29 protein-coding genes are annotated in these 26,161 nt (G+C 41.5%); 18 read left to right on the forward strand and 11 right to left on the reverse strand.

Annotation, left to right across the window (positions count from 1 at the left end):
* Positions 1-70: 70 nt before the first annotated feature.
* The 3 genes from ACTWPX_RS11955 to ACTWPX_RS11965 all read left to right on the forward strand — a co-directional run bounded on the left by ACTWPX_RS11955 (position 71) and on the right by ACTWPX_RS11965 (position 3,215).
* Complete coding sequence (locus ACTWPX_RS11955) at positions 71-1,291, forward strand: NAD(P)/FAD-dependent oxidoreductase (RefSeq protein ID WP_443119955.1); 1,221 nt, start codon at positions 71-73, stop codon at positions 1,289-1,291.
* Between the two features lie 172 nt (positions 1,292-1,463).
* Complete coding sequence (locus ACTWPX_RS11960; RefSeq protein WP_128526123.1) at positions 1,464-1,781, forward strand: YuiB family protein; 318 nt, start codon at positions 1,464-1,466, stop codon at positions 1,779-1,781.
* 756 nt (positions 1,782-2,537) lie between these two features.
* Entirely contained in the window at positions 2,538-3,215 is a 678-nt protein-coding gene (locus ACTWPX_RS11965; RefSeq protein WP_443119956.1) for a 3D domain-containing protein, read from the forward strand.
* Between the two features lie 81 nt (positions 3,216-3,296).
* Here ACTWPX_RS11965 and ACTWPX_RS11970 read toward each other — a convergent pair whose 3' ends face one another.
* Positions 3,297-3,779: a divergent PAP2 family protein gene (locus tag ACTWPX_RS11970; protein WP_443119957.1), complete on the reverse strand. Its 483-nt coding sequence runs from the start codon at positions 3,777-3,779 to the stop codon at positions 3,297-3,299.
* 164 nt (positions 3,780-3,943) lie between these two features.
* Between ACTWPX_RS11970 and ACTWPX_RS11975 the strand changes: the two genes are divergently transcribed.
* Both ACTWPX_RS11975 and ACTWPX_RS11980 read left to right on the forward strand, forming a co-directional pair.
* Positions 3,944-5,413, forward strand: a complete 1,470-nt coding sequence (locus tag ACTWPX_RS11975; protein ID WP_443119958.1) for a leucyl aminopeptidase — start codon at positions 3,944-3,946, stop codon at positions 5,411-5,413.
* A 175-nt stretch (positions 5,414-5,588) separates the two neighbouring features.
* On the forward strand, positions 5,589-5,831 hold the full coding sequence (locus tag ACTWPX_RS11980) for a DUF2642 domain-containing protein (RefSeq protein WP_164908595.1): 243 nt from the start codon (positions 5,589-5,591) through the stop codon (positions 5,829-5,831).
* A gap of 40 nt (positions 5,832-5,871) precedes the next feature.
* On the opposite strand, the gene deoD is transcribed toward ACTWPX_RS11980, so the two are convergent.
* On the reverse strand, positions 5,872-6,582 hold the full coding sequence (gene deoD, locus ACTWPX_RS11985; RefSeq protein ID WP_443119959.1) for a purine-nucleoside phosphorylase: 711 nt from the start codon (positions 6,580-6,582) through the stop codon (positions 5,872-5,874).
* Positions 6,583-6,906: 324 nt separating this feature from the next.
* Positions 6,907-7,290: a kinase-associated lipoprotein B gene (locus ACTWPX_RS11990; RefSeq protein WP_443119960.1), complete on the reverse strand. Its 384-nt coding sequence runs from the start codon at positions 7,288-7,290 to the stop codon at positions 6,907-6,909.
* Positions 7,291-7,420: 130 nt separating this feature from the next.
* Here ACTWPX_RS11990 and ACTWPX_RS11995 point away from each other — a divergent pair, with 130 nt between their 5' ends.
* Entirely contained in the window at positions 7,421-7,612 is a 192-nt protein-coding gene (locus ACTWPX_RS11995) for a hypothetical protein (protein WP_128526130.1), read from the forward strand.
* An 86-nt stretch (positions 7,613-7,698) separates the two neighbouring features.
* Positions 7,699-8,274: a superoxide dismutase family protein gene (locus ACTWPX_RS12000; protein ID WP_443119961.1), complete on the forward strand. Its 576-nt coding sequence runs from the start codon at positions 7,699-7,701 to the stop codon at positions 8,272-8,274.
* Between the two features lie 43 nt (positions 8,275-8,317).
* On the opposite strand, the gene ACTWPX_RS12005 is transcribed toward ACTWPX_RS12000, so the two are convergent.
* On the reverse strand, positions 8,318-9,490 hold the full coding sequence (locus tag ACTWPX_RS12005) for a MalY/PatB family protein (protein ID WP_443119962.1): 1,173 nt from the start codon (positions 9,488-9,490) through the stop codon (positions 8,318-8,320).
* 294 nt (positions 9,491-9,784) lie between these two features.
* A complete protein-coding gene (locus ACTWPX_RS12010) occupies positions 9,785-10,138 on the reverse strand; it encodes a helix-turn-helix domain-containing protein (RefSeq protein WP_128526133.1) in 354 nt (117 codons plus the stop codon).
* Positions 10,139-10,305: 167 nt separating this feature from the next.
* Here ACTWPX_RS12010 and yugI point away from each other — a divergent pair, with 167 nt between their 5' ends.
* On the forward strand, positions 10,306-10,689 hold the full coding sequence (gene yugI / locus ACTWPX_RS12015) for a S1 domain-containing post-transcriptional regulator GSP13 (protein ID WP_128526134.1): 384 nt from the start codon (positions 10,306-10,308) through the stop codon (positions 10,687-10,689).
* Between the two features lie 165 nt (positions 10,690-10,854).
* On the opposite strand, the gene ACTWPX_RS12020 is transcribed toward yugI, so the two are convergent.
* Positions 10,855-11,094: a DUF378 domain-containing protein gene (locus ACTWPX_RS12020; protein WP_443119963.1), complete on the reverse strand. Its 240-nt coding sequence runs from the start codon at positions 11,092-11,094 to the stop codon at positions 10,855-10,857.
* A gap of 147 nt (positions 11,095-11,241) precedes the next feature.
* Between ACTWPX_RS12020 and ACTWPX_RS12025 the strand changes: the two genes are divergently transcribed.
* The 3 genes from ACTWPX_RS12025 to ACTWPX_RS12035 all read left to right on the forward strand — a co-directional run bounded on the left by ACTWPX_RS12025 (position 11,242) and on the right by ACTWPX_RS12035 (position 14,499).
* The gene (locus tag ACTWPX_RS12025; RefSeq protein ID WP_443119964.1) at positions 11,242-12,408 is read left to right on the forward strand and encodes an iron-containing alcohol dehydrogenase; all 1,167 of its coding nucleotides are present in this window, start codon (positions 11,242-11,244) and stop codon (positions 12,406-12,408) included.
* Between the two features lie 232 nt (positions 12,409-12,640).
* On the forward strand, positions 12,641-13,987 hold the full coding sequence (locus ACTWPX_RS12030; RefSeq protein ID WP_443119965.1) for a glucose-6-phosphate isomerase: 1,347 nt from the start codon (positions 12,641-12,643) through the stop codon (positions 13,985-13,987).
* Positions 13,988-14,082: 95 nt separating this feature from the next.
* Entirely contained in the window at positions 14,083-14,499 is a 417-nt protein-coding gene (locus tag ACTWPX_RS12035; RefSeq protein ID WP_443119966.1) for a YugN-like family protein, read from the forward strand.
* On the opposite strand, the gene ACTWPX_RS12040 is transcribed toward ACTWPX_RS12035, so the two are convergent.
* Positions 14,485-15,480: a potassium channel family protein gene (locus tag ACTWPX_RS12040; RefSeq protein ID WP_443119967.1), complete on the reverse strand. Its 996-nt coding sequence runs from the start codon at positions 15,478-15,480 to the stop codon at positions 14,485-14,487. The two genes, ACTWPX_RS12035 and ACTWPX_RS12040, sit on opposite strands and share 15 nt — an antisense overlap.
* A 94-nt stretch (positions 15,481-15,574) precedes the next feature.
* Positions 15,575-16,126: a thioredoxin family protein gene (locus ACTWPX_RS12045; protein ID WP_443119968.1), complete on the reverse strand. Its 552-nt coding sequence runs from the start codon at positions 16,124-16,126 to the stop codon at positions 15,575-15,577.
* A gap of 137 nt (positions 16,127-16,263) precedes the next feature.
* Here ACTWPX_RS12045 and ACTWPX_RS12050 point away from each other — a divergent pair, with 137 nt between their 5' ends.
* On the forward strand, positions 16,264-17,322 hold the full coding sequence (locus ACTWPX_RS12050; protein WP_443119969.1) for a M20/M25/M40 family metallo-hydrolase: 1,059 nt from the start codon (positions 16,264-16,266) through the stop codon (positions 17,320-17,322).
* Between the two features lie 102 nt (positions 17,323-17,424).
* Positions 17,425-17,637: a hypothetical protein gene (locus tag ACTWPX_RS12055; RefSeq protein ID WP_128526142.1), complete on the forward strand. Its 213-nt coding sequence runs from the start codon at positions 17,425-17,427 to the stop codon at positions 17,635-17,637.
* A 61-nt stretch (positions 17,638-17,698) separates the two neighbouring features.
* On the opposite strand, the gene ACTWPX_RS12060 is transcribed toward ACTWPX_RS12055, so the two are convergent.
* From ACTWPX_RS12060 to ACTWPX_RS12070, 3 genes are all read right to left on the reverse strand, one after another.
* Positions 17,699-18,076 (reverse strand): hypothetical protein, encoded by a 378-nt coding sequence (locus tag ACTWPX_RS12060; RefSeq protein ID WP_128526143.1) that lies wholly within the window; start codon positions 18,074-18,076, stop codon positions 17,699-17,701.
* Between the two features lie 35 nt (positions 18,077-18,111).
* Positions 18,112-18,507 carry a hotdog fold thioesterase gene (locus ACTWPX_RS12065; RefSeq protein ID WP_443119970.1) on the reverse strand — a complete coding sequence of 132 codons (396 nt, stop codon included), beginning with the start codon at positions 18,505-18,507 and terminating at the stop codon, positions 18,112-18,114.
* A 130-nt stretch (positions 18,508-18,637) separates the two neighbouring features.
* A complete protein-coding gene (locus tag ACTWPX_RS12070; RefSeq protein WP_443119971.1) occupies positions 18,638-19,585 on the reverse strand; it encodes a 1,4-dihydroxy-2-naphthoate polyprenyltransferase in 948 nt (315 codons plus the stop codon).
* A gap of 228 nt (positions 19,586-19,813) precedes the next feature.
* Between ACTWPX_RS12070 and ACTWPX_RS12075 the strand changes: the two genes are divergently transcribed.
* The 5 genes from ACTWPX_RS12075 to ACTWPX_RS12095 all read left to right on the forward strand — a co-directional run bounded on the left by ACTWPX_RS12075 (position 19,814) and on the right by ACTWPX_RS12095 (position 26,161).
* Entirely contained in the window at positions 19,814-21,205 is a 1,392-nt protein-coding gene (locus ACTWPX_RS12075) for an isochorismate synthase (protein WP_443119972.1), read from the forward strand.
* Complete coding sequence (gene menD, locus ACTWPX_RS12080; RefSeq protein WP_443119973.1) at positions 21,205-22,947, forward strand: 2-succinyl-5-enolpyruvyl-6-hydroxy-3-cyclohexene-1-carboxylic-acid synthase; 1,743 nt, start codon at positions 21,205-21,207, stop codon at positions 22,945-22,947. The genes ACTWPX_RS12075 and menD overlap by 1 nt, the downstream gene beginning before the upstream one ends.
* Entirely contained in the window at positions 22,940-23,737 is a 798-nt protein-coding gene (gene menH, locus ACTWPX_RS12085; RefSeq protein WP_443119974.1) for a 2-succinyl-6-hydroxy-2,4-cyclohexadiene-1-carboxylate synthase, read from the forward strand. Before menD ends, menH begins: the two co-directional genes overlap by 8 nt.
* Before the next feature lie 65 nt (positions 23,738-23,802).
* Entirely contained in the window at positions 23,803-24,621 is an 819-nt protein-coding gene (menB, locus tag ACTWPX_RS12090; protein WP_128526149.1) for a 1,4-dihydroxy-2-naphthoyl-CoA synthase, read from the forward strand.
* An 82-nt stretch (positions 24,622-24,703) separates the two neighbouring features.
* Entirely contained in the window at positions 24,704-26,161 is a 1,458-nt protein-coding gene (locus tag ACTWPX_RS12095; RefSeq protein WP_443119975.1) for an o-succinylbenzoate--CoA ligase, read from the forward strand.

Genomic DNA, 26,161 nt, shown 5'->3' on the forward strand with positions numbered 1-26,161 from the left:
TTTTTTGTGTGAAACGAGTCACAAAGAAATTAACGGATTGCAAAAAATTACGAGATGGAAGTGATCATTCATGAAGAATCCTAACATTGTCATTCTTGGTGCCGGCTATGGTGGCATCATGACAGCCGTCAAGTTGCAAAAAAGCTTAGGGGTCAATGAGGCGAACATTACATTAGTGAACAAACATAGTTATCACTATCAAACGACATGGTTACATGAAAATGCAGCAGGTACTCTACACCATGATCGTACCCGTATTCAAATCAAAGACGTTGTGAATACCAGCAAAGTCAATTTTGTCCAAGATACAGTAACAGATATTAAGCAAGAAGATAAGAAAGTAATTCTGGAAAATGGCGAGCTTTCTTATGATTATTTGGTTATCGGGCTGGGCTTTGAGGCAGCTACGTTCGGAATTTCTGGGTTGAAAGAAAATGCTTATACAATTAACAGCATTAACAGTGCTCGTTTGATTCGTCAGCATATCGAGTACAACTTCGCTAAATACAACAATGAATCAGACAAAAAACAAGAACGCTTGAACATTGTTGTCGGTGGAGCCGGATTTACTGGTATCGAATTCGTTGGAGAATTGGCGAACCGTATACCAGAGCTTTGCAAAGAATATGATGTGCCACGTGACCGCGTTCGTATCATCAACGTAGAAGCTGCGCCAACAGCACTTCCTGGTTTCGATCCAGAACTAGTAGAGTATGCAATGAACTCTCTTGAAGCGCGTGGAGTTGAATTCAAAATTGGTGCGATGATCAAAGAAGTCACTGAAAATAAACTCGTTTTCGAAAAAGACGAGCAGCGTGAAGAAATCGAAACGAATACAGTTGTATGGGCAGCTGGTGTACGTGGGAACTCCTTAGTAGAAGAAGCTGGGTTCGAAGCCAACCGTGGTCGTATTCCAGTAAGAGGCGACCTCCGTCCTGAAGGTCATGACGATGTGTTCATCGTGGGTGACTGTGCATTGATCATGAACGAAGAAACAGAACGCCCTTACCCGCCTACAGCTCAGATTGCTATTCAACAAGCAGAGCATACAGCAGCAAACCTTGTCCGTCTTGTTAAAGGTGATAATCACTTGGAAGCATTCAAGCCAGACTTGAAAGGAACAGTTGCTTCTCTTGGACATGACGATGCCATCGGTGTAGTGTTTGACGATAAGAAATTGTTCGGATGGTCAGCCACAGCGATGAAGAAAGTCATCGATAACCGTTATTTATTGAAACTGGGTGGAATTGGTTTACTTCTGAAAAAAGGGAAGCTTAATTTCTTCCATTAATCCTGAGTTAGCGGAGGCAGTCCCGACTGCCTCCGCTTTTTTTGTTGCTTTACATCATTTGTCTCGTTTACCTAACCTTGTCAGAGGAATGGGCTCTTGCGCTTTTGTTCCAACCATTATAGAATGAGGTTTGGGTAAGTGAACTGTTGAACAGTTTTAGGGGGAAGCAACATTGAATATCGTGCAATTCGTTGTATCTATGTTATTGTTTTTTGTTCTATTTTTCGGAATTTCGTTTCTATTAAATATGCTTTTAAGATCTTCATGGATTATGTCATTCGTATACCCGGTTATTGTACTGTTCATCGTAGATAGCTTTTCATGGACGAAGTATTTCACTGAACCGTCGAGCTCTTTTTCAACGGTCTTTGAACAATTGATGAACTTGCAAGTTGTGGACATCATTATTCTTGCAAGCGGTTTTGCTGGAACAATTGTGGCAGGAATTATCATTCGTTTACTTAGGAAAAATGGATATCAAATGTTTTAACACCCAAAAAGCTGCTGAAGGCGAAATTCGCCTTCAGCAGCTTTTTTTGTACATGTTGCTATTAAAGGATGATTTCGAGATGTTTGTGTGGAATAAAGGGTCGCTTGGGAAGGATTCCTCCAGTTACATTGCCCAGACACTCGCGACATAAGCAGAACATCAAAGGAATGAAAAAGCACATTCCGTTAATGTTCTGCTTATGCTAGTCGTGTCTCCCAGGGCAATTCCACCTTTGAACACTTTCCTGTGGGGGAACTGGCGAGCTTCCTCGGGCTTAAAAGCCCTGTGGGATCTCGCCTACTCCCTGTTCCCACGGGAGTCTCATCCTTCCCAAGCGACCATTGCCATAAGAAATTCTCGAAACCGACTTTTTGTAGAAGGGATTTCTTAGTTGAAAAAGGCTATGAAATAGTATTTGCACAGAGTTCTCCACACTTAGAAAGATGCCTAAATGCGATTTCGAGAAAATTATAAGGTAAGGGCGGAGGGGAACAAGGAGACTCCTGCGGGACAAGAGTGCAGGATGAGACCCCACAGAGCGTTTAGCTCGAGGAGGCTCATCGCGCTCCCGCGGAAAACGAGTTGTTCCACGTAGCCCTATAATCTCAATAAAAGCCTCGAAATTTAGTCTTCAAGAAAACTGCACGTATGTTGAATAATTATCAAATAATGGTCAACACACTTCGTAGCAGCGCTATTAAATAATAGTGAATAAAAAAGACGAGCTTGGACATGATTACACCTAGAGGTGATTTCATGAAAAAGTACAGCAAGCATGTCTTTTTTACCTTGTTATTCTTGTTGGCCTTTTACAGTACGTTTTCAAATGTGACGAATCTATCGGTAACAGACTTTGATGAATGGTTGGCAGCAAAATTCAATAGTGCTTCCCTTGATGGAAGTGCTTTGGAGGACAAGAACCAGGAGTTGAATGAAAAAAGTTTAAATGTGAAAAAAGCAAAACAAAGGTATGTTTCCAGCTCGGTGATAGAAGCTGTTCAAACATTAGAAGATAGCATTGACCTCACCCAGTACTCAAGCCATGAGGTGACAGCTACAGGTTATACAGCTGGAATTGAGTCGACAGGGAAAACACCGGAGCATCCGGGTTATGGGATTACATTTTCTGGTGTGAATGTAAAAAGAGATTTATATTCTACGATCGCTGCGGATTTGGATCTTTTCCCTATTGGGACTGTGCTGTTCATCCCTGGTTATGGTTATGGAGTAGTAGCAGATATTGGAGGAGCAATTAAAGGGAACAAACTTGATTTGTATTTTCCTACAGTGGAGGAAGTGTATGACCAATGGGGGAAACAGACTATTGATGTGTACGTGATTGAAAAAGGCAGTGGAGAATTGACAGAGGAAGACCTGGAAAAACTAAATCAAAATGAAGCACTGCAAGTGTTCCGCTCGCAAATGAAACAATAAAAAACTCTCTTTCATCAGAAAAGAGAGTTTTTTTACGATCTCCTTTATAGAACTCATCCTTAGAATTTAAGAAAATTGTCTTCAATAAATGAGGGAATGTAGTAAAAATGTCAGCAGGATGCCTGTAAGTCCCCCGAAAAACACTTCGATGGGTTGATGACCGAGGAGTTCTTTCAACTCTTCTTTCTTTTGATACCCTTCTTTATTCTGCCAACTCCTAGCTTCACTTACAAACCGATTGAAATCATTAAGAAGTATATTCAGCATGATGGCTTGTTCACCAGTTTGTCGTCTAACACCTGTACTATCGAACATTACGATGATTGTAAACACACATGCAACGGCGAAAATAGATGATCCGAAGCCTTGTTCAATTCCGACCCCTGTAGCTAGAGCTGTTACTGCAGCGGAGTGACTGCTGGGCATCCCGCCTGTACTAAAAGCAAGGCTAGCGTTGAACTGTTTTGAAGCAATGAATTGAATGGGTATCTTGACGATTTGGGCGAAGAAAATAGCCGCGATCGACGCCCATAAGGGGAAGTTTTGAAACAAATCTAACAACATTCTGACATCCTTTCTGATCATTCGAGGATATGTATAAATATGATTTATGTATAGATAACATTTTTTTACGAGCAATGCTATTATATCATAATTGATTTGTGAACGTCTTTATAGGGATAGCAAAGTGTGTCTTTTTTTGTATACTAGAGTAGGAGGTGTTAAATATGTTTACGATTAAAAATAATTGGAAAACAGAAGAAACGATTTTGATCGGTTTGTTTAGTGATTATGACGAGGACCAAATAACAAGCATCAAAGAGCAGTTTAATATTGATTTGGAATATTACATACGAGAAAGTGATGTATCTCCCAGTTATAAACATGTAGAAAAGATAACGATCCCTTACGAAAAAGGGATTAAACGTGTGTATGTGCTTGGATTAGGAACAAGTGAGGATATGAAAAGAGACCACTTCAGAAAATCAGTTGGACATGCCTTTCAAGTGATGCAAAAGGATGGAACAAAAAACCCTTCTCTTTGGTTAGAAAGCTTTATTCCTAGAGAAGGGGGATTGGATGACAGTGCAGCTCTGATCGCAGAAACAATGATTACCTCTACATACCTGCTGCCTACATTCAAAACGAATGAAGATGAAGCAGTGACAATAGAGAAATTAACCGTTCTAACAGATTATGATGAAGCAGTGATTCTCCCTGCGCTGGAAAAGGGACGTGCTTTCGCAGATGGTGTAAATACAGCGCGCTACCTTGTTCATTTACCAGCGAATATTCTGACATCTACAGAAATGGCGGAGTTTGCTACCACAATGGCGGAGGATTATGATTTTTCATTAGATATCCTTGAAAAAGAAGATATGGAAGAATTGGGCATGGGAGCGTTGTTGGCTGTCAACCAGGGGTCCGTGGAGCCACCGAAGATGATTGTGCTCAAGTACCAGGGTTTGGATGAATGGAAAGATGTCACCGCATTTGTAGGGAAAGGAATCACTTATGATACAGGTGGCTATTCCATAAAAACTAAAGCAGGAATGCCTGGAATGAAAGGGGACATGGGCGGAGCTGCCGCTGTCCTCGGTGCAATGGAAACAATCGGTCAGATGAAGCCGGCCAAGAATGTCATCGCTGTTATTCCTTCTACTGACAATATGATTTCAGGGGATGCTTTTAAACCGGATGATGTCATAACTTCTATGAGCGGGAAAACCATTGAGGTATTGAACACGGATGCGGAGGGCCGACTTGCCTTAGCTGATGGCGTGACATATGCCCAAAGTGAAGGGGCTGACCGAGTTATTGATGTGGCCACCCTTACAGGTGGAGTAGTAACTGCGCTAGGTTCATGGATGACTGGCGCAATGACTAATAATCGAGACTTCTATCAAGAAGTTGAACATACTGGTGTAGCATTTGGAGAACCGATATGGTTGTTGCCATATAATGCAGATTACCAAGCGCAAGTGAGAAAAAGTTCAATAGCGGACTTGAATAATTCACCGACCAGGAAAGCACATGCCATTATGGGAGGGGCATTTGTAGGAGCTTTTGTGGAAAAGGTACCATGGGTCCACCTGGACATTGCCGGCACTTCCATCGCCGAGGCATCCCATGAATTAGGGCCTAAAGGTCCTACGGGGATCATGGCCAAAACGTTGGCCGGATATATTATCCAATAATCTTATGAGTCCTTCTAAGCGGTGCTGCTTAGGAGGTTTTTTTATCCGGGAGTTTTCGGAATCGCAGGACATCCAATGCGCTGGCATATTTATTCTTTACCACTCTCCTCAGGCTGGAACCATTGCTCCTCATCTTGTATAAAATACAATAAGATCATTTTAGGGAGGCTGTACTTTGTCTCTTTTATCACGGTTGAAGCAAAGGATTCGGCTGTTTTCGGTTTTTAATTCTGTTAAGAGATTTCCCTTTTCAGAGGTGTTAACTGAAAGTATTGGTACCATTCTTATCATCCAGACCATCGATCATACTTTATATGGGAAAGTGGATATGGTGGGCAAGGATTATATATTAATGAACATAGGTGATCGGGTGTTCTCTATTGATATAAAAGATATTACTAATGTTCTCACAAAATAAAAGCACCCAATTTAATTGGGTGCTTTCTGTATTATCGTCATTAGTCTTGAATGGCTGCTTCAAGAGCTACTTCAATCATTTCATTGAAAGTTGTCTGACGTTCTTCAGAAGTCGTTTCTTCTCCAGTCAGGATGTGGTCGCTGACGGTTAATACAGACAAAGCTTGGCGGTTGAACTTAGCAGCTAAAGTATAAAGTGCTGTAGTTTCCATTTCGACAGCTAAGACATTATATTTTGCTAAGAGGTTGAAAAGGTCCATTGCTTGGTCACGATAGAAGCTATCACTTGTAAATACGTTACCGACACGGAGTTTCAAGCCTTTTTCAACACCTGCATCATATGCATTCTTCAACAAATGGAAATCTGCTGTAGGAGCGAAGTCGATGCCGTTGAATACCATGCGGTTCATTTGTGAGTCTGTAGTAGATGTAGAAGCAAGGATTACATCGCGAACTTTCACATCACTTTGAAGAGCCCCGCAGGAGCCGACACGGATCAATTTCTGCACACCATAGCTTTCCATCAATTCATTGATGTAAATGGAGATGGATGGGACGCCCATACCCGTCCCTTGAACGGAGATACGCTCTCCTTTATAAGTACCTGTGTAGCCATACATACCACGAACTTCATTGTAGCATGTAGCATCTTCCAGAAAATTTTCAGCAATATATTTTGCTCTTAGCGGGTCCCCAGGAAGAAGAATCTTATCTGCGATATCTCCAGGTTTTGCCCCGATATGTGTTGTCATAGGTATAACCTCCTCCAAAACTTTCGACTATTTAAAATTACCATACCCCATGTCAGAAAACAAATGGTGTTGTTTTTATTGTAAGGGCTGAAAGAATAAGGTTACAGAAATGATTTTGGGATCGTACTATGCGGTATGCATCGATAGAGAGTGTCGAGCAAAATGACCGGTTAGGCAAGAATATACGCACAAGGTGGGCATGTATGGTTAAGGAAAAGTCTTCCATTAACTGGAGGATAGCTGGCTCATATGAAATGTATGGGACTCGAAGTTGTTTATCTGCAAGAAGAAGAGAAGATGTGGCAGATGACTGCCACATCTTTCTTATTCAAAATATTGTTTTTCCAGGTCATCCAATTGAATTTTCGCATTTTGATTGAATTCAGTTTCTCTCCGTATCAATTTACTCCTCAAGGTTTGGACCGCTTGTTTTAACGACTCCTGGTAGTCGGGAATTTCATTTTCCTCATATGCATGAACCGCTTCTTTTTGGACGTTCGCTTTTTCATTATAGCTTAAAGCTTTCCGTTGATGAAAGAAGACATCTTCTGTCTTTCCGGGGTTGTGTAAATCTCCTTGCATCGGGTGCTTTTCTACTGCCAGAACCTTTATGAGGTAAAAACGATTCCTGTCTTCTATGACCTCGCCTATGTAAATACCTGTTTTGTAGTGGGCTTTGACGATTGTTCCATTTTCAAATGTTGTCAAGACTTCCCCTCCCTTTATTTTGCTTGCTCATTTCTATTGTAACAAATATACGAAAATGTGAAGAATACGTAAAGTTCTTCAATTTGCACCTTACTATCTGATATACTTGCTGGGAAGGATGTGGTTCATTATGATGGAATTCTTATACTTTCCACAAGATAAATCGGAGTACATTCCCGCCGTTCTCATGTTGATTGTCTTTATAGTTGCTGCAGCGGCAACGATGATTTTGATTATAAAAGCTTCTCAAAAAGAAGAAAAAAAAATTGACGAAAAGTTCGGGTCGGAAGAACAACCTACTCAAAATCAAAAGCCACGTTAGGCACTATGTCTAGCGTGGCTTTGTTATATTTTCTCGCCATCAGGAGATACTAACCATAGAAAAGCGCTAGGGAACGGAGGTACGCAATGAAAAAATGGTCAGTGTCTTTGAGTATCCTTCTATTACTGATAGTCGGGTGTTCAGGGGGAGAGCGTTCCCCTTTAGAAACTTCAGTTTACAATTCAGAAAATGATAAAATCGGGACAGCGGTCTTCACCGAACAGCCAGAGGGAGTTCAAGTCAAGTTGAAAATTGAGGGTCTTGAACCAGGTATGCATGGAGTACATATCCATGAGTTTCCAAAATGTGAAGCTCCTGATTTCAAAAGCGCAGGGAATCATTTCAATCCTTTGGCTAAGGAGCATGGCCTCATGAACAGCAAGGGGGCTCATGCGGGAGATATGCCGAATGTGGAAGCAGATGCTAGCGGTATGATCGATACGGAGCTGATGCTTCCCGAAGCGAAGTTGAAAGAAGATCAAATGTCGTTATTGCGAAAAGAGGGGACCTCCATAGTCATTCATAGCGGTCCTGATGATGGAATGTCGCAGCCTTCCGGTGACTCTGGGGACCGAGTAGCTTGCGGGATAATAACTCTAAATGCTGATAAAGACGAAGCTAGTGATCCAACGGAACCAGACAAGAAGCAAGAAAGCAATTAAAAAAAGTCTCCTCAGGGAGACTTTTTTATGTCCATACATGACTTTACTGAGCATTCACAGCTTTTATGATTCTAGAAACCCCTTCTTCTAATGTAGACATTGGAGCTGCAATATTTAAACGCATGAAGCCTTTTCCTTCATCCCCGAAGGATACTCCGTCATTCAAACCAACTTTCGCTTTTTTCTGCATGAATGATTTCAATTCTTTTTGATTCATTTGCAGTCCTCGGCAGTCTATCCAAAGCAAATAGGTTCCTTCAGCAGGGAAGACCTTTAGTAAAGAAGTTTCAGAGTGGATGCGTTCCATCACATAATCCCGATGACTTTCTAAGACTTCATTTAATTCTTCCAACCACTCTTCTCCATGTTCATAAGCAGCCTCCATCGCAGTGATTCCAAGCGTGTTAAGCATCATCATTCCTTGATTATGAAATTGTTTATCTAATTTCTTTTTAATGCTTGCATCAGCAGTGACCACATAGGAGGTTTGTAATCCAGCCAAGTTAAATGTTTTTGTTGGAGATAAGCATGTGATGGTCAGGTGATTTATCTGTTCAGAAAGCGACGCGATTGGCGTATGCTTATGCCCGCTGAAAATTAAATCCGCGTGGATTTCATCTGCTACGATTTTCACACTGTGTTTTTCACATATATCACTCATTCTTTTTAATTCTTCTTTCGTCCATACACGCCCCACTGGGTTGTGGGGGTTGCAAAGAATGAAGAGAGTAACACCGTTTTCTTTTATTTTCCTCTCGAAGTCATCGAAATCAATCTCGTATCGATTATCTTTTAACACCAAAGGATTTTTGACGACGTGACGTCCGTGGTCTTTGATGACACTGTAAAATGGAGGATAGACAGGGGTTTGGATAATAACGTGATCACCAATATCTGTTAAGGATTGAATGATCATATGAAGAGAAGGGATGACCCCAGGGCTGTATGTAATCCATTCCGGGTCGATCTCCCAACCGTGTCTTTTTGATAACCATTCAGTGATTTGTTTTTTTACGAGTCGATCAGGAAGAGTATAGCCGAAAATCCCGTGTTCAACTCGTTCCATTAATGCATTGGTTACAGCTTCTGGTGTTTTAAAGTCCATATCTGCTACCCACATCGGTAGAACATCCTTATCTTGATAAAGCTCTTCTGCCATATCCCACTTCACAGACCTTGTGCCTTTTCTAGAAATGAATTGATTGAAATGTTCCAACAGATTTCCCTCCACTATATTTCAGATTATCTTATTATCATAACCGAATCAGGGAGTCTAATGAAAACATACTGCTTTATGTTTAATGAGGACTTCTTAAATATCTTTATTAAAAAATGTTTTTTTGTTGATTTTTTGTTTAATGGAAAAATGGTGGAAGACGCAAGGGGAAAAAAGCAAAAAAAAAGCAAAAAAAAAGCAAAGCGAACGATCGCTCTGCTTACACAGGGGGAATACGAGAAAGTCTTACGTTACTTAATATAACCACATTTCATAGATTATAAACCTATTTATTTACTTTTTTTGCTGATTTAAATCATAAAGAAGATTCATAGCACGCAGGACATCCTGTTCAGAGAAGTCACGGGCCTTTTTCAAGATGAGCTTGGAACTTTTTGTACCGATTTCACTAATGAGATTTTCGAGCTCTTTATCAATTTTAGTGTCATCTTCATGAAATTCCATAAGTTCAGAGGCGGGGATGTCAAGGACGGTGGATATTTTGAGGATCGTATCAAGTTCCGGAATGCGTTCATTAGATTCATAACTTTCTAATGTTTGTATTCCCATCCTCGCTTTTATGGCGAGTTCTTCCATTGTGACCTTCTTCAGTTCACGGTACTTACGAATGTTATTACCAACTGACATAAATATACCTCCTCACTCTTTTCTATATTATACCATGATAGAGAAGGTGAAATTATGAACATTTAGAGGTGAAATTGAAACGGCGCTTTGCTAAATGTATAGTTTTATGGTAAAATCATTTATTGCGTGAAAAGAAGCGAATAATAATTAATCAGGAGTTGTATAGCATGTCAGATAAGTTCCAAGAAGGACAGGTATTAGAAGGTAAAGTTACAGGAATTCAACCATACGGTGCTTTCGTTGCATTGGATGAAAAAGTACAAGGTCTTGTTCACATTTCAGAAGTTACACACGGTTATGTTAAAGACATTAATGAGCACCTTTCTGAAGGTGACGATGTACAGGTTAAAATCTTGAACATTGATGAAAAGAGCAACAAATACTCACTTTCCATTCGTGCAACTCAAGAAGCACCAAAAGCTGCACGCCGCCCACGCAAGCAAGCGGCACCGAAACAACATGAAGAGTCTACAGCAGGATTTAATTCGTTGAAAGACAAATTGGAAGACTGGATCAAACAGTCTGACGATCGTGAAAAGTTCCGTAAATAAATGAATGAGAAAAGAGCCGGGTCAGCTGACCCGGCTCTTTTTGCATCGACTAAGTACTACTGGGTTTATATTCAACTCTTGTGTACTAGTCGAGGATAATTTTCACAGGGAAAATTATTCTTTCCTGTTGGGTCTTAATATGCGAGACCAGTCTGTTTCTTTGTTTTATTCATTTGTTTCTGGTGCAGTTGTATCGCTGTATTCAGATGCTGGTGAAAAGTAAAGGGAAATGGCAATAAGTCCACTGATGCCTACAAGTGTGTAAATGACACGAGCGAAAGCCCCACTCTGCTCACCGCCACCGAATAATCCCGCCACTAAATCGTATTGGAATAAACCGATCAGTCCCCAGTTGATGGCTCCTATGATAACTAATATTAAGGCTACGCGTTGAATCCAACTCATATGGATAACCTCCTTATCAATTTAATTTGGAATTCCCACATAGCATAAGCGTTATGATGAAAATTATGCACGTTGCATTTCCTTTGAGATATTAATTGAATTCGGGGATAATATGAAAAGTAGTTCAGTTCAGAAAGGGGAATTCTTATGGATGCTTTTACGTTTCATAATCCGACAAAATTGATTTTTGGTAAAGATCAAATCACCCAATTGCCAACCCAGCTTCCTGGAGGTACAAAGAAAGTCTTGCTTGTATATGGTGGAGGCAGTATCAAAAGGAACGGGGTTTATGACGAGGTAATGAAGCAGTTGAGCCAAGCTGATGTAGAAGTTTTCGAACTTTCAGGTGTAGAACCGAACCCGAAGCTGACGACTGTTGAAAGAGGAGTAGAAATTTGTAAAAATGAAAAGATTGACTTCCTACTTGCTGTTGGGGGAGGAAGTGTCATTGACTGTACGAAGACGATTGCAGCAGGGGCTGAATTTGATGGAGCTCCCTGGGACCTTGTTACACGAAAAGCGAAGCCAGAAGCCGCTCTTCCTTTCGGTACTGTGCTGACTTTAGCAGCGACTGGATCTGAAATGAATGCAGGTGCAGTCATCACCAATTGGGAAACGAATGAAAAATATGGATGGGGAGCGGCACCTTTAACTAATCCTGCTTTTTCAATATTGGATCCTGCTTATACAGTAAGTGTCCCGAGAGATCAAACCATATATGGTGTTGTTGATATGATGACACACATGTTAGAACAGTACTTCCATAACCCCACTCAATCACCTGTACAGGACGAAATGATTGAAGGGGTATTGAGGACAGTCATCGAAACTGCGCCTGAACTGCTTAAGGATTTAGAATCAGTGGAACATCGGGAAACGGTCCTTTATGCAGGGACCATCGCACTTAACGGAATGTTGCAAATGGGGTATCGCGGGGACTGGGCAAGTCATAATATTGAACATGCGGTCTCAGCTGTTCATGATATACCACACGCAGGCGGACTAGCGATTCTATTCCCTAATTGGATGAAGCACAATTTAGATGTGAATGAGCAACGGTTCGTTCAATTAGCTGTTAAAGTATTCGGGGTTACAAAAGAAGGGAAAAGTGAACGGGAAGTGGCAGAAGAAGGTATTGAAGAATTACGCAAATTCTGGTCTTCCATCGGGGCTCCAGAAACACTCAGATATTATGACATCGATGATGAGAAATTTGATGTGATCATTGATCGTGCCATGAAGCGCGGACCATTCGGTAACTTCAGCCAGCTTCATAAAGAAGATGTAGAGAAAATTCTGGAAATGTCTAAATGACAAAAGAGGTACGGTTTTCCGTACCTCTTTTGTCATTAATCGCCTGAAAGACCACTCCAAAGCTGTGTGACCAAGGGCATATGCTTTTGTTCTTTTTTTAATTTTATCAAAATTAGTAATATTAAATTGAACATGTATCCGTTTACAATAAAAGGTTCGCTTGATTTGAATAAAAGGTTTCGATAAAGTGAAATTGTTCCAGGTAATAAAATTGAGATTTGGAGGTTAATAAATGACACATATTCGGTTTGATTATGAAAAGGCTTTGCCATTCTTTGGTGAACATGAACTTGAATATATGCAAGGAGCTGTTACTCAGGCTCATAAAGCATTACACGAAAAAACGGGCGCAGGCAATGACTTTTTAGGGTGGTTAGACCTCCCGGAAGATTATGATAAAGACGAATTCGCACGGATTAAGAAGTCTGCTGAGAAAATCAAATCAGATTCAGACGTTCTACTGGTTATTGGTATCGGTGGATCTTACTTAGGAGCACGTGCTGCATTGGAAATGCTGAATCATAGCTTTTACAATGAATTAGCATCCGAAGACCGCGATACACCTCAGGTCTTCTTTGTAGGGAACAGCATCAGTGCACCATACATGAATGAATTGTTTGATGTACTTAAGGATAAAGATGTATCCATCAATGTCATCTCCAAAAGCGGGACGACTACTGAACCGGCTATCGCCTTTCGTATTTTCCGCAAGTTTTTGGAAGAAAAGTATGGACTGGAAGAAGCACAGAAGCGTATTTACGCGACAACAGATAAAAATAAAGGTGCTCTGAAAACTCTAGCTGGTGAACAAGGATATGAGACGTTTGTAGTACCAGATGATGTAGGCGGACGTTATTCCGTTCTTACAGCTGTTGGCTTACTTCCAATCGCAGCAAGTGGAATAGATATAGAAGAAATGATGAATGGTGCCCAGGCGGCAAGACAAGAGCTGAGTACTGATCAATTGTCAGAAAATCCGGCTTACCAATATGCTGCTGTGAGAAACGTCCTTTACAATAAAGGGAAAACCATCGAAATGTTGGTCAACTATGAGCCTTCTCTTCAATATTTCTCGGAGTGGTGGAAGCAGCTTTTCGGAGAGAGTGAAGGAAAAGATCAAAAAGGAATTTTCCCAGCATCAGCGAACTTCTCCACAGATTTGCATTCCTTAGGTCAATACGTACAGGATGGCCGCAAAGATTTGTTTGAAACGGTTCTCCATGTAGAGTCACCAGCTTCAGACATTACCATTGAAGAAGATGAACAGAACCTGGATGGCCTTAATTACCTCGCTGGAGGAACTGTGGATGAAGTAAATGAAAAAGCTTATTTAGGAACAATGCTTGCACACACAGATGGAGACGTGCCAAACTTAATCCTCCATATGCCGAAAAGAGATGCATACACATTTGGGTATCTTGCATATTTCTTTGAAAAAGCATGTGCTATCAGTGGTTACCTGTTAGGGGTGAATCCATTCGACCAGCCAGGAGTCGAGGCATACAAGAAGAATATGTTTGCATTACTTGGCAAACCTGGATTCGAAGAAGAAAAAGAAAAATTGGAAAAGCGCCTGTAAATATAAACTATATTTTACCACCTCAGGTCATCCAGAAAATGGATGACCTGAGGTGGTTTTATTTGGGCATAGTAAGCTATAAAGGAGTGATGATTTTGATACCACTATCTTCCCCGCTCACGGGCAGTGTATTTACTTTCGATGATGTTGAAAAAGAGTTGAAAGCTCTAGGGTTCACCCTTGCAGATAACTGGGATTATGAACATGGGTATTTTGATAACAAAATTGATGATCATGTCGGTTACCAGTTTATTCGTCTGCCATTTGTAGTTACATCCGGTTCACTGGACGCTCCGAGTGACCATGCACTAATACAAATGGAAGAACCTTTCTTGTTATCTCATAAATATAATCCAGGTTTAGATGATAACGTTAAAGAAGGGAATGTCCGGGCGATTTTCGATCAATTCCAAGAACCTGTCGATAAAGATGCTTCATTTCCCAAAGAACACATCAGTGCAGGAGAGGATTTGTTACACCAGGTGGAACAGGCTTTATTAACGAAGAGGTGAAAAGACAATCAAGATATCTCCTTTTTCTAACGTGATTCCAGTGTGGATATTGAATGAGACCTCCCCATTTTTCCGGATTCCGATAATTTGAAAACAGTTCTCTAAGAAATGTTCATATGCTTTGATTATTGGCTGTCCGACAAGCTCATCTGTGATTCTTTCTTCGTGGAACTGACGCTCTGTCAATAGGCTGAGCAACAGCTCGAACGGCTTAACTGGGTCATTCCTATACAATTCCTGATAAAAAAGGCTGCTCATAAAATCGTTTGAACGGATGACAGTGTTCGCACCAGCACGTTGCGCATTGATTCGTTGGCGTTCTGTCAAGATCTCCGCTATGATGAATAAACCCGGGTGGTGCCCTTTCAAGGCAACAATTTGATGGATGACGGATTGATCTGACTGTTGTTCTTCCATAGATGGATCAGCGGTGATGATTGCGATACGGGCTTCTTTTAGATTGGCTTGTTCCAACGTTTCCTCGTGCGTTGCGCTACCTTTGACGAAATGGACAGAGGATAGACGCTGATAAAAACGGTTCATTGTGCGATCGATTAAGACGATTCTTTCATGTAAATTTTGCTCTTCAAGCATATCAATCAAATGCCTGGTCCGTTCATTCCAACCGACAACAACTAAGTGTTCATTTCCTTTGAAATCAATTTTACCTTCGGAGAGGTTTGTTTCATGTTTGATGGTTGAAGCGGATAAAGTCGCCATATAAAAGGTGACTAATCCTCCTCCAGAAAGAATCAGTAATATAGCTATCACTTTTCCCGACAAACTTAATGGGACGTAATCGCCGTAACCGACTGTAGCACCTGTCACAAAGGCCCACCAGATCCCGTCGAACACCGTAGGGAAATTATCTGGCTCTATAATATGAATCGTTGCCCCAAAAAGGAACATCATGAGGAATACCGTACTTAATAAACGTAGGAACAAAGGAATTTGGAAATACTGGCGAATCCAATGCTGCATCATTTTCGCCCCTTTTTATCATTAGTATGGGAGATTATCCATAAATTCAAACATAAAAAAACTTGTCCTGAATGCTAGGACAAGTATTGATTCACTATTTAAGTGTATTCTTCAAATCTTCATAAACATAATCCCAAAAATCATGGTGATCCCGGTAGGCCTTAGTAATGAAGGTTAGCATTTCTTTTTGCTTTTCCTGATGGTCATCAGCCTTGCGCTCAGGAAGGTTTGCCATAGAATCATTGATGAATTCCTGTACTTCAGGTGCTCTCGGCCCCCATGTTCCCACTTCTTTTCCTTCAGAATCAATGAAGATGATTTTGGGTATAGAACGGGATTGTCCATTCGTCAAATATTGATCCATCAGCTCCAGGTTTTCATCCCTTAATAGAAAGTGGGTAGGGATGTGGCTAGCTTCAGCCAGCCTTAAATAAATAGGGATATTGAGCATTGCATCTCCACACCAATCTTCAGTCAATACAATAGCACGAAGTCTTTTTGTTTGAAGTTGTTCGAATAATGGCTGGTCCTGGGTGGGGATTGAAAAATTTTCATATATATAAATGAAATTTTTTTGGTGTTTTTCCATTTGGTCGACATATTCTTGTGCAGTCATCCCTTTGTGAAACCATTCTTCTAGACTCATACAAAACCTCCTCTGAAACTAGCATACATGTAAGACTACATACATGTGGGTGTTCCCTCCTTTGTGATTGAATATGCATGAAATTGAAATTTAATAAGATATTTTTGATATGATTGGTATTGAAGGAGGCGTACATGATGAAAAAAGAAAGACTGGACCTTTTATTAGAATTACTCAAAACACCATCTCCCTCTAGTATGGAGATGCAGATTCAAAGAAGATGGATGGAAGAAATGCGTGGGATAGCAGATGAAATAAGAACAGACCATGCCGGAAACGCGATTGCCATTCTGAATCCCGAAGCTGACTTCAAGGTCATGCTTGCTGGTCACTGTGATGAAATTGCCCTTGTGATCAATCGAATCGATGAGCAAGGCTATCTTCATTTTGATAAGATGGGCGGAATTAATCCGAAAGCTGCGGTCGGAATGAAAGTGACCGTGCTCGGTCATGAAAAAGAAGTCACCGGGGTTATTGGCGTCAATGCTCAGCATCATGGTGGTTTGAAAGGTGACTTCGGTGTGGCCGATTTATTCATCGATTGTGGTGCGAAATCCAAAGATGAAATAGAAAAATCAGTCCAAATCGGAGACCTTGCCGTGTATAAACGAGATCCTGAAGTCTTGATGGACCGATACATAGCTGGCCGCGGTCTTGATAATCGAACGGGGCAATTTATTGTTGGTGAAGTTTTAAGGAAGTTATCAGAGAAAAATCTTCATGTAGGTGTTTATGCGGTAAGTACTGTCAATGAAGAGACGAACATGGGCGGAGCTTATTTTGCTGCAGCTGGAGTTGAGCCGTCAATGGCTATTGCATGCGATGTAACGTTTGCCACGGATTATCCTGGTGTGAATAAAAACAAATATGGGGATATCCGGTTAGAAGGAGGACCTGTTCTTGCTAAAGGGGCACCAATCAATCGGAAAATCAACCAGTGGTTAGAGCAAACGGCCAAAAAAATGGAGATGGATATACAATATGAATTGACCCCTCGTTTAACAGGTACTGATGCGGATAAGATGCGTTTAACGGGGAAAGGGGTACCTGTAAGCCTGGTTTCATTACCACTTAGGTATATGCATTCTCCCGTGGAAACAGCCAGCATTCAGGATATTGACGAAGAAGTGGATTTGTTAGTAGAAATGATTGCAAACATGACGGGGAATGAAAATTTAAATCCATTAGAAGATTAAAGATAGAGCGCCTGGGAATGTCCCAGGCGTTTTTCGTTTATTAAAGGGCATATTTGGCAAGAATAGCAGATATAATCTTCAGTAATCGAAGGAGTGGTCTGTGTGGATCGAGAAATTCTTCATCAACAAATAATGACTTTGAAAGGTAAGATTTGTGCTGGTCAACTGCAAGTGCAAGGGTATGATGATTACATTCTTTTACAGCTTGATAAAGTGAAAGATAGCGATGATGGTCTTGTTGATGTATCTACCGTTTCTTCCACTTTACGGTTGTTCATTGATGCGACTGAAAAGTTCGGGAGTCCTTCTGCTTAACGATTCTGATTTAATACTACCAAACAAAAAAAGGCGCTGATCAGCGCCCTTTTTTGTTTGGTTATTGTTCTTTCATTTTTTCTACTTCGTCGACTTTATAACGAGCGGTCGGCATTGCTTCCAGACGTTCTTCGGGGATTGGATCTCCAGACTTTTCACTGTAACCATAGCGGTCTTCTTCCATTCTTTTCAGAGCATCGTTCACTTCCATCAATTTTTCACGAGCCTGTTCATAAAGGGTTTGCTCTTTCGCTCGCTCAAATTGATCTGTGCCCTGGTCGCCGGGATGATCGGCCACACTCGAGATTTCCCCTGTCCGATCATTGGGGTAGTCTGCTTTGGCTTGGTCCTGGTGATATTCTTTCATTTCAGATTCAGCCTCTTCTTTCATTTTCAATAGGCGATTTTTGAAATCTTTTTTTTGCTGTTCTGTCAACATGGATGATCGTACTCCTTTCTATTGTTGAGGTGATCTCATTTTTTCAGAGGAACGATCCCGATAGTACAACGGGAGAGACAAATGATCTCTTCTGACTCGTTCTTAATGGTAATTTCCCAGACCATCGTATTTTTTCCGATATGAGCTGGAAGGGCTGTACCTATGACATGACCATTACGAGCGCTTTTTATATGGTTAGCATTGATTTCTACACCGAATACTTGTTGCACTTGAGGATCGATGTTCAAATAAGCACCAATACTTGCGGCACTTTCTGCTAATGCGACATTCGCTCCACCATGTAAGAAACCCATCGGCTGGAGTGTTCTGGAGTCAACAGGCATTCTTATTTTTACGAGTTTTTCAGTAGCTTCTACAATCTCCATCCCCAATGTTTCCATCAAGGTATTTTTCATCATTGATTGTTCCATCTTCATCCCAACCTTTTTTTAATATTCCCATTCTGAAAATGGTCAAACCTAAATAGAAAGAAGGATGGTATGTAAGCCATCCTTCATTGTTGTGAATACCAGAACCTTTATTAGCTTCATGCGCTTCACTTTAACCAAAGGGGAGATAAAGGTGAATGAGCAAAGAAAGACCTAAAAGTAATCCATATATCGTATTCGTTTGTGCTGTAGCCTTCATAGCAGGCATCATTTCAAGAGGTGCTTGTTTTCCTATAAATCCCTGAATGGCTTTTCTAGCTTTTATTACACTAAAGAAAGTGATTACTGACCAGAGTGGAAGGGTCCCTGTGAAAATAAGTGCTCCGGTAATGATATAAGCAATAATAAATAAAACGGTTAAAAAAACGATAGAACCTTTGTGGCCGAATAAAATGGCTAGGGTCTTCCTTCCGTTCTCTTCATCACCCACCCGGTCGCGAATATTATTCGCGAGCAATATAGTTCCTACAAAGATTGCGACCGGGATGGAAACAATCAAAACTTCACTGGTGATTATCAGTCGTTGGATGTAGTAACTGATTCCTATGATTATCGTTCCCATAAAGAACCCTGCTGTAACCTCCCCAAAAGGAGTATAGGCAATGGGATAGGGGCCGCCTGTGTAAAGATAACCGAACAACATGGATATTAAGCCGATCACAGCGATCCACCAGCTGGAGGAAGCGCAAATATAAATTCCTAATAAACCTGCGATTACGAAAAAAGAGAGGGCGAGGAATAATACAGTTTTAGGACGAATTCCATCCCGGACAATTGTTCCACCAATCCCGACTGAATTTTCATTATCGAGTCCACGAACGTAATCGTAGTATTCATTGAACATATTCGTGGCAGCTTGAATGAGGATGGAGGCGAGCAACATAGCGGCAAATAACCAGAAATCGATTGATTGTTCCATAGCCGCTAACATTGTCCCGACAAATACAGGAACGAATGCAGCTGTTAATGTATGAGGGCGAAGCAGTCTCCACCATACTTGGAATCCTTCACGTTCATTCAAGGAAGCTTTTACATTTTGGTTGTTTTGAACTAAGCTCATTGATGTTCTCTCCCTTGTTTCCAATCTTATTTTATGATAACAATTTAAGTTTAGGGAAACAGGCGCGGAGTGTCAATCAATGTAAGAAAATGCAAGAACGAGGTAAGATTTCTTGAGTCAAGAGAAAAAAGAGAATAAAATAGATAGTGATGCATACAACTATTTCTTTCGAAGTTGCTGTATGATGAGAATATTATGAACGTCCCTTAAAGAATGGGAGGAATTTATATGCTTCATACGAAGGCCCCTCATATAGAAGAATTGATCGGGGAAGCCCTTCAGAAAGCACATCATATTGGGGAACCTCTTTTTATAAGTATCGTTGAACGTATAGATACCCAGGACCCTTTTCAGTTTTTTGAAGCGGGATCAGCTGTAGATACACATCGCTCATTTTGGCAGAGTGCTGATAATGACTTTACAATGGTCGGCGTCGGTAAAGGCAGTCAATTATACGCGAAAAGTGAACAGCGTTTCCAGGAAGTGCAGTCGTTATGGAATGAGCTTCAGGAAAATGCAATCATCCATGATGATTATAATAAAAAAGGGACTGGTATGGTAGCTTTAGGTGGATTCAGTTTTGATCCTTTTGAAGCAGAAACAACGCCATGGGAGTCATTTCCTGACAGTCAGTTGACCATCCCTGCTTATTTACTGACTAATGTGGACGAGGAATCGTATTTAACAATCAACGCAGTAATTTTTCCAGAAGATCACCCACAGCAAATCGCCAACCAGATTTTGAGTCAAAGGGAGCTTCTTTTCGAAGCGGAAATGAAAGCTGTCCAACTTCCTGAAATCAAAAAAACAGTAGAAATTTCACCGGAAGACTGGAAAGTTTCTGTGAGAAAGGCTACGGAAGATATTAAGGCTGGTATGATTGAAAAGGTCGTACTGGCGCGTGAATTGAGATTATCTTTCCATGAAGATACCCATATCACTTCAATTCTGAGAACTTTAGCTGAAACACAATCGAACAGCTATGTTTTCGCTTTTGAAAGTAATGGAGATCACTTCATAGGTGCGACACCAGAACGGTTAGCGAAAGTGGATGAAAGGAAGTTGGTTTCAACTTGCCTGGCAGGCACCACTCCTAGAGGGAGATCTGAAGAAGAAGACATGCTATTAGGGCAGGAGTTATTGGCAGATCCTAAAAACCGTCAGGAGCATCAGTTCGTGGTGGAAATGATTCGGGAAGCTGTAGAAGCTTGCGGTAGTCAGATAGAAATACCAGAAGCGCCTATTCTTTATCCTTTAAAGAATCTGCAGCATTTATATACGCCAGTGAAAGCTATTCTGGATCAAGGTTATACATTGTTGGATGTGATCGAGAAGCTTCACCCTACACCAGCTCTTGGTGGTATGCCACAGAAGAAATCCGTGTCTTACATCAGAGAACATGAAACATTGAACAGAGGCTGGTATGCAGGTCCTGTCGGTTGGTTCGACACCCGTAATAACGGAGAATTCGCTGTAGCCATCCGATCGGCACTCATTCAACAAGATGAAGCCTCCTTATTCGCTGGGTGTGGTGTTGTAGAAGATTCAGATCCAGAGGCTGAGTATGAAGAAACAGCCGTTAAGCTGCAACCGATGCGGTCTGTTTTAGGAGGTTTCTGATGAATCATATAGAGTCATTATCTATGTTTGTCACTCACTTTGTTGACCAACTTGCTTTCTCCGGTGTAGAGCATGTGGTCATTTCACCAGGTTCAAGATCTACACCGCTTGCTATGACATTTGCTGAGCATTCAGAAATTAACCATTGGGTCCATCTCGATGAAAGGTCGGCTGCCTTTTTCGCCTTAGGGCTGGCTAAACAAGAGCAGCGTCCCGTAGCTTTGATCTGCACTTCAGGTACAGCTGCAGCCAATTACTACCCAGCAATTGTCGAAGCTTATTATAGTCGCATCCCACTGATCATTTTGACGGCTGACCGTCCTCATGAGTTAAGAGAAGTGGGAGCACCACAAGCCATAAACCAAATCAACATGTTTGGTAACTACGCTAAATGGTATCAGGATCTTGCCATGCCTGAACTGGATAATCATATGTATGCAAGAAGACAGGCAGCTCGAGCTGTTGAAGAAGCGGTGGCAGGGCATGAGGGGCCCGTCCATTTGAATTTTCCATTACGAGAACCCCTCATCCCTGACTTTACTTTGGAGGGCTGTTGGCGTGGAGAGGTGAAGCCGATCCGGCGCGCGGAAGCAGGAAGCTCTGTTTTATCTGCTGAGAAGCTTAAAAGTTTCTTCACTCATTTTGGTCATAAGGAAAAGGGATTGATTGTAGTCGGACCTCAGGTAAACACGGACCTGGCTGCTTCTGTTACACGCCTGGCCTCGAGGATGGGTCTCCCTATACTGGCTGATCCTTTATCTCAACTGCGGGCAGGGGAGCACGATAAAAGGAATATCATTGAAAACTACGACGGTTTACTGAAATCTGAGCTTCTTCAAGAAAGTCTTACCCCTGACTATATCTTACGTTTTGGCGCAATGCCTGTTTCCAAAGCCTATTTGAAATGGGTGCAGAGATTTGAAAGTCAGGTCGATCATTATATTGTGGATGATCATGCAAGTTATCGGGAGCCTGCCGGTATTAACCCGAATCATATTTGGGCAGATCCCGTAAGTTTTTGCGATCAGCTCACTGACCATATGCCGGAAGATAATATAGAGACCTCCTGGTTGAATCAATGGCAGATTATGAATAATAAAGCTAAAACACAGATGTTACTTGAACCTGGAGAGTCCCTCAATGAGGGACATGCTGTTGTGTATTTATCGCAAAGCCTGCCTGATGAGTCTAACTTCTTTATTGGGAACAGTATGCCTATCAGGGACGTGGATAGCTTTTTCATGTCGACGCCAAAGCGTATAAAGTTAATGGCGAATCGTGGTGCGAATGGTATTGATGGAGTAGTGAGCACCGCTTTAGGAACAGCTGCAACAGGGCGGAAAACGACGCTGCTGCTTGGCGACTTGTCCTTTTTTCATGATATGAACGGGTTATGGATGGCTAAAAATAAGAGAATACCTTTGACAATTGTCGTCATCAACAATGATGGAGGAGGAATATTTTCTTATCTTCCTCAGTCCAATCATGAGAAACACTTTGAAGAACTGTTCGGTACACCACTCGGAATCGAGCTAGGACCTGCTGTAGAAATGTATGGGGGTATTCATGAACAGGTGGATAATTGGGATGATTATCGCACGGCCCTTTCAGAAAGTTATCAAAATGAATCTTTATATGTCATTGAAGTGAAGACAAACCGGGAGGACCATGTTGCTTTTCATAAAGCTAAGTGGCAAAGTGTTGAAAAAGCTGTCCTGAGCTGGAGTGAAAAGGATGATTAAGCGTGTGCAACAGCGGAATTACTGGGTAGAAGACACCGGTGAGGGACCTGCCTTGCTTATGCTCCATGGATTTACTGGAAGTGCAGCTACATTCAATCTCTTCTTGGAAAACATGAATCAAGATTATCGAGTCATCAAAGTGGAGCTTCCCGGTCATTCAAGGACAGGGTCGGTAGGAGTGGTGACGATGGAACAGTTTTGTTGTGATCTAGCAGCCATTCTGGACCAAATGAACTTGGAAAAAGTAACATTGATGGGGTATTCTCTGGGTGGGCGTACAGCTTTATCTTTTGCTATTCTTTATCCTCATCTTGTTGATCGGCTTATTTTAGAAAGTGCTTCACCAGGTTTAGCCACAATAGAAGAGAGACAGGTACGACAGGCAAATGATCAAAAGTTGGTGGAGCAGCTTCAAAAAGAAGGAATTGAAAAATTTGTTTCCTTCTGGGAGAACATCCCGTTATTTAAATCTCAAGTCCTTCTCCCTGAACAGGAGAAAGAAACGCTGAAGCGAGAACGGTTAAATCAAGACCCTGTAGGGCTATCTGAATCTTTAAGAGGCATGGGGACGGGGGTTCAAACCTCCTGGTGGGATCATCTTTCTTCCCTGGAAATTGAAGTGATGCTTATCACAGGAGCGAAAGATAGTAAGTTTCAATCCATCAATCGAAGGATGGAAGAGTTGCTTTCTTATGGGTCCTGGATAGAAGTGGAAGGGGCCGGTCATACCGTCCATCTTGAGAAACCACAGATTTTTGCTAAAATTGTAGATAGCTTCATGGTAAAATAAAATGTGTATGAAGACGTTTTGGTCATGAAGAATCTAGATATAGAAGTAAACAAGGAGGAAATAATATGTCTTTTGATTGGGTTCAAGACCGCGAATATGAAGATATTGTCTATCAAAGATTTGAAGGGATCGCTAAAATCACGATTAACCGTCCTGAGGTAAGAAATGCTTTCCGTCCACAAACCGTCCATGAGTTGATTGATGCATTTGCATATGCTCGTGATGATTCTAGAATCGGCGTTGTTGTATTAGCTGGAGCTGGCGATGATGCTTTCTGTTCAGGTGGGGACCAGAGTGTACGAGGTCATGGTGGTTATGTAGGTGATGATCATATTCCGCGTTTGAATGTTCTGGATCTTCAACGATTGATCCGGGTTATTCCAAAACCCGTAGTAGCGATGGTTTCTGGTTATGCTATAGGAGGCGGCCACGTATTACATATTGTATGTGATTTGACCATTGCAGCTGATAATGCCATCTTCGGTCAAACAGGTCCGAAAGTAGGGAGTTTTGATGCCGGGTATGGTGCTGGTTTGCTGGCACGTATCGTCGGACATAAGAAAGCACGCGAAATTTGGTATTTGTGCCGCCAGTACAGTGCGAAAGAAGCGGAAGACATGGGGCTGGTCAACTCAGTCGTACCTCTTGAAGAACTGGAAGCAGAAACAGTTCAATGGTGTAGAGAGATGCTTGAAAAATCTCCTACTGCCCTCCGTTTCTTGAAAGCCTCATTCAATGCTGACACGGATGGTCTTGCAGGCCTTCAGCAGATGGGTGGAGACGCTACACTGCTTTATTACACGACAGAAGAAGCAAAAGAAGGCCGTGACGCCTTCAAGGAAAAGAGGAAGCCTGATTTCGATCAGTTCCCGCGTTTTCCATGATTTGATGAATGAAAGGTTGTTAAAGGGGCATCCCATAGTGGGGGTGCCCTTTTTTTCCAGATCTTAAAAAGGGATGAGTAAAATGAGCGAATGTATTCCACATTGGTTAGAAAAACAATCAGAGGTAAATCCTCATCACATTGCTCTGGAGTCTCCTGATGGGGGAAAGAAAACCTTTGGAGAGCTAAGGAATGAAAGCAGGCAAATGGCACAGGCTTTAATGAATTCAGGTGTGCAAAAAGGGGATCATATCGCTTTTCTCTCGGATAATGATTTGAATTATCCTGTTTTCATACATGCCATAAGCTACATTGGTGCCGTTGTCGTGTTACTGAACACGAGATTGACTAGTGCAGAAATATCCTATCAATTAAAAGATGCTCATGTTAAGCGTTTATTCATAGGTAATAGTTATGAGGTGAAAGCGGAAATAGCTTCTCAGAATTTGAATACTGCCGTGCAGAAAGTGAGTGAGCTGCCCCAGGAACTTGCAGATGAATATGACTTAAAGCACGAGTTGGCTCTGGATGAAGTTTATACGATGATGTACACATCAGGCACTACGGGAAAGCCGAAAGCTGTCATGCATACATATGGGAACCATTGGTTCAGTGCTATCGCTTCATCATTAAATCTGGGATTACGACATGATGACAAATGGCTGATGTGTTTACCATTGTTTCATGTCGGAGGTTTTTCTGTCTTGATGAAAAGTGTAATATACGGAATGACTATCCATTTAATGAAAAAGTTTGAACCTTCTTTGGTAAATAAAGCTTTAATCACTGAGGGGGTATCACACGTTTCCGTGGTCACGGTAATGCTACAAAAGCTTATGGAAGACTTAGGCGGCAAGCGATACCCGGATCATTTCAAATGTATGCTTTTAGGAGGGGGACCTGTCCCTGTCCATTTACTCGAGCAGACAGCGGGCCGAAATGTTCCCGTCTTCCAGACATATGGCATGACAGAAACATCCTCCCAAATTGCTACCTTAAGCCCTGAGTCAGCTTTTACTAAAATAGGTTCAGCAGGTAAGGCGTTAAGCATAGCTGAGCTCTGGATCAATAACGATGATGAAAAGAAACCAGGAGAGATTATCGTTCGTGGACCGATGGTTTCAAAAGGATATTATAATCGTCCGCAACAGAGGGACGCCTATCTAAGAACAGGAGACATTGGTTATAAAGATGAAGATGGATTTCTGTATGTGGTCGATCGAGTGAAGGATGTGATTATTTCTGGTGGGGAAAATGTGTATCCAGCAGAAATCGAAAGTGTGTTATCTGATATTCCAGGTATACGTGAAGCAGGGGTTACAGGCCGTAAAGATGAACGTTGGGGCGAGGTCCCTGTCGCTTTCCTTGTTTCAGAGTCACCTGAGACCTTGGAATCAGAAGAGATTTTGGATTTCTGTAAAGAAAGGTTAGGAAAATATAAACTGCCAGCTGAATTGCACTGGGTAGAGGAACTTCCTAGAAATGCTTCGAACAAGGTGCTGCGCAGACAATTATTTTCTTTATTGGATCAGGAGGACTGA

This window comes from Halobacillus sp. H74, from assembly GCF_052246715.1.
Lineage (GTDB): Bacteria > Bacillota > Bacilli > Bacillales > Halobacillaceae > Halobacillus > Halobacillus litoralis_A.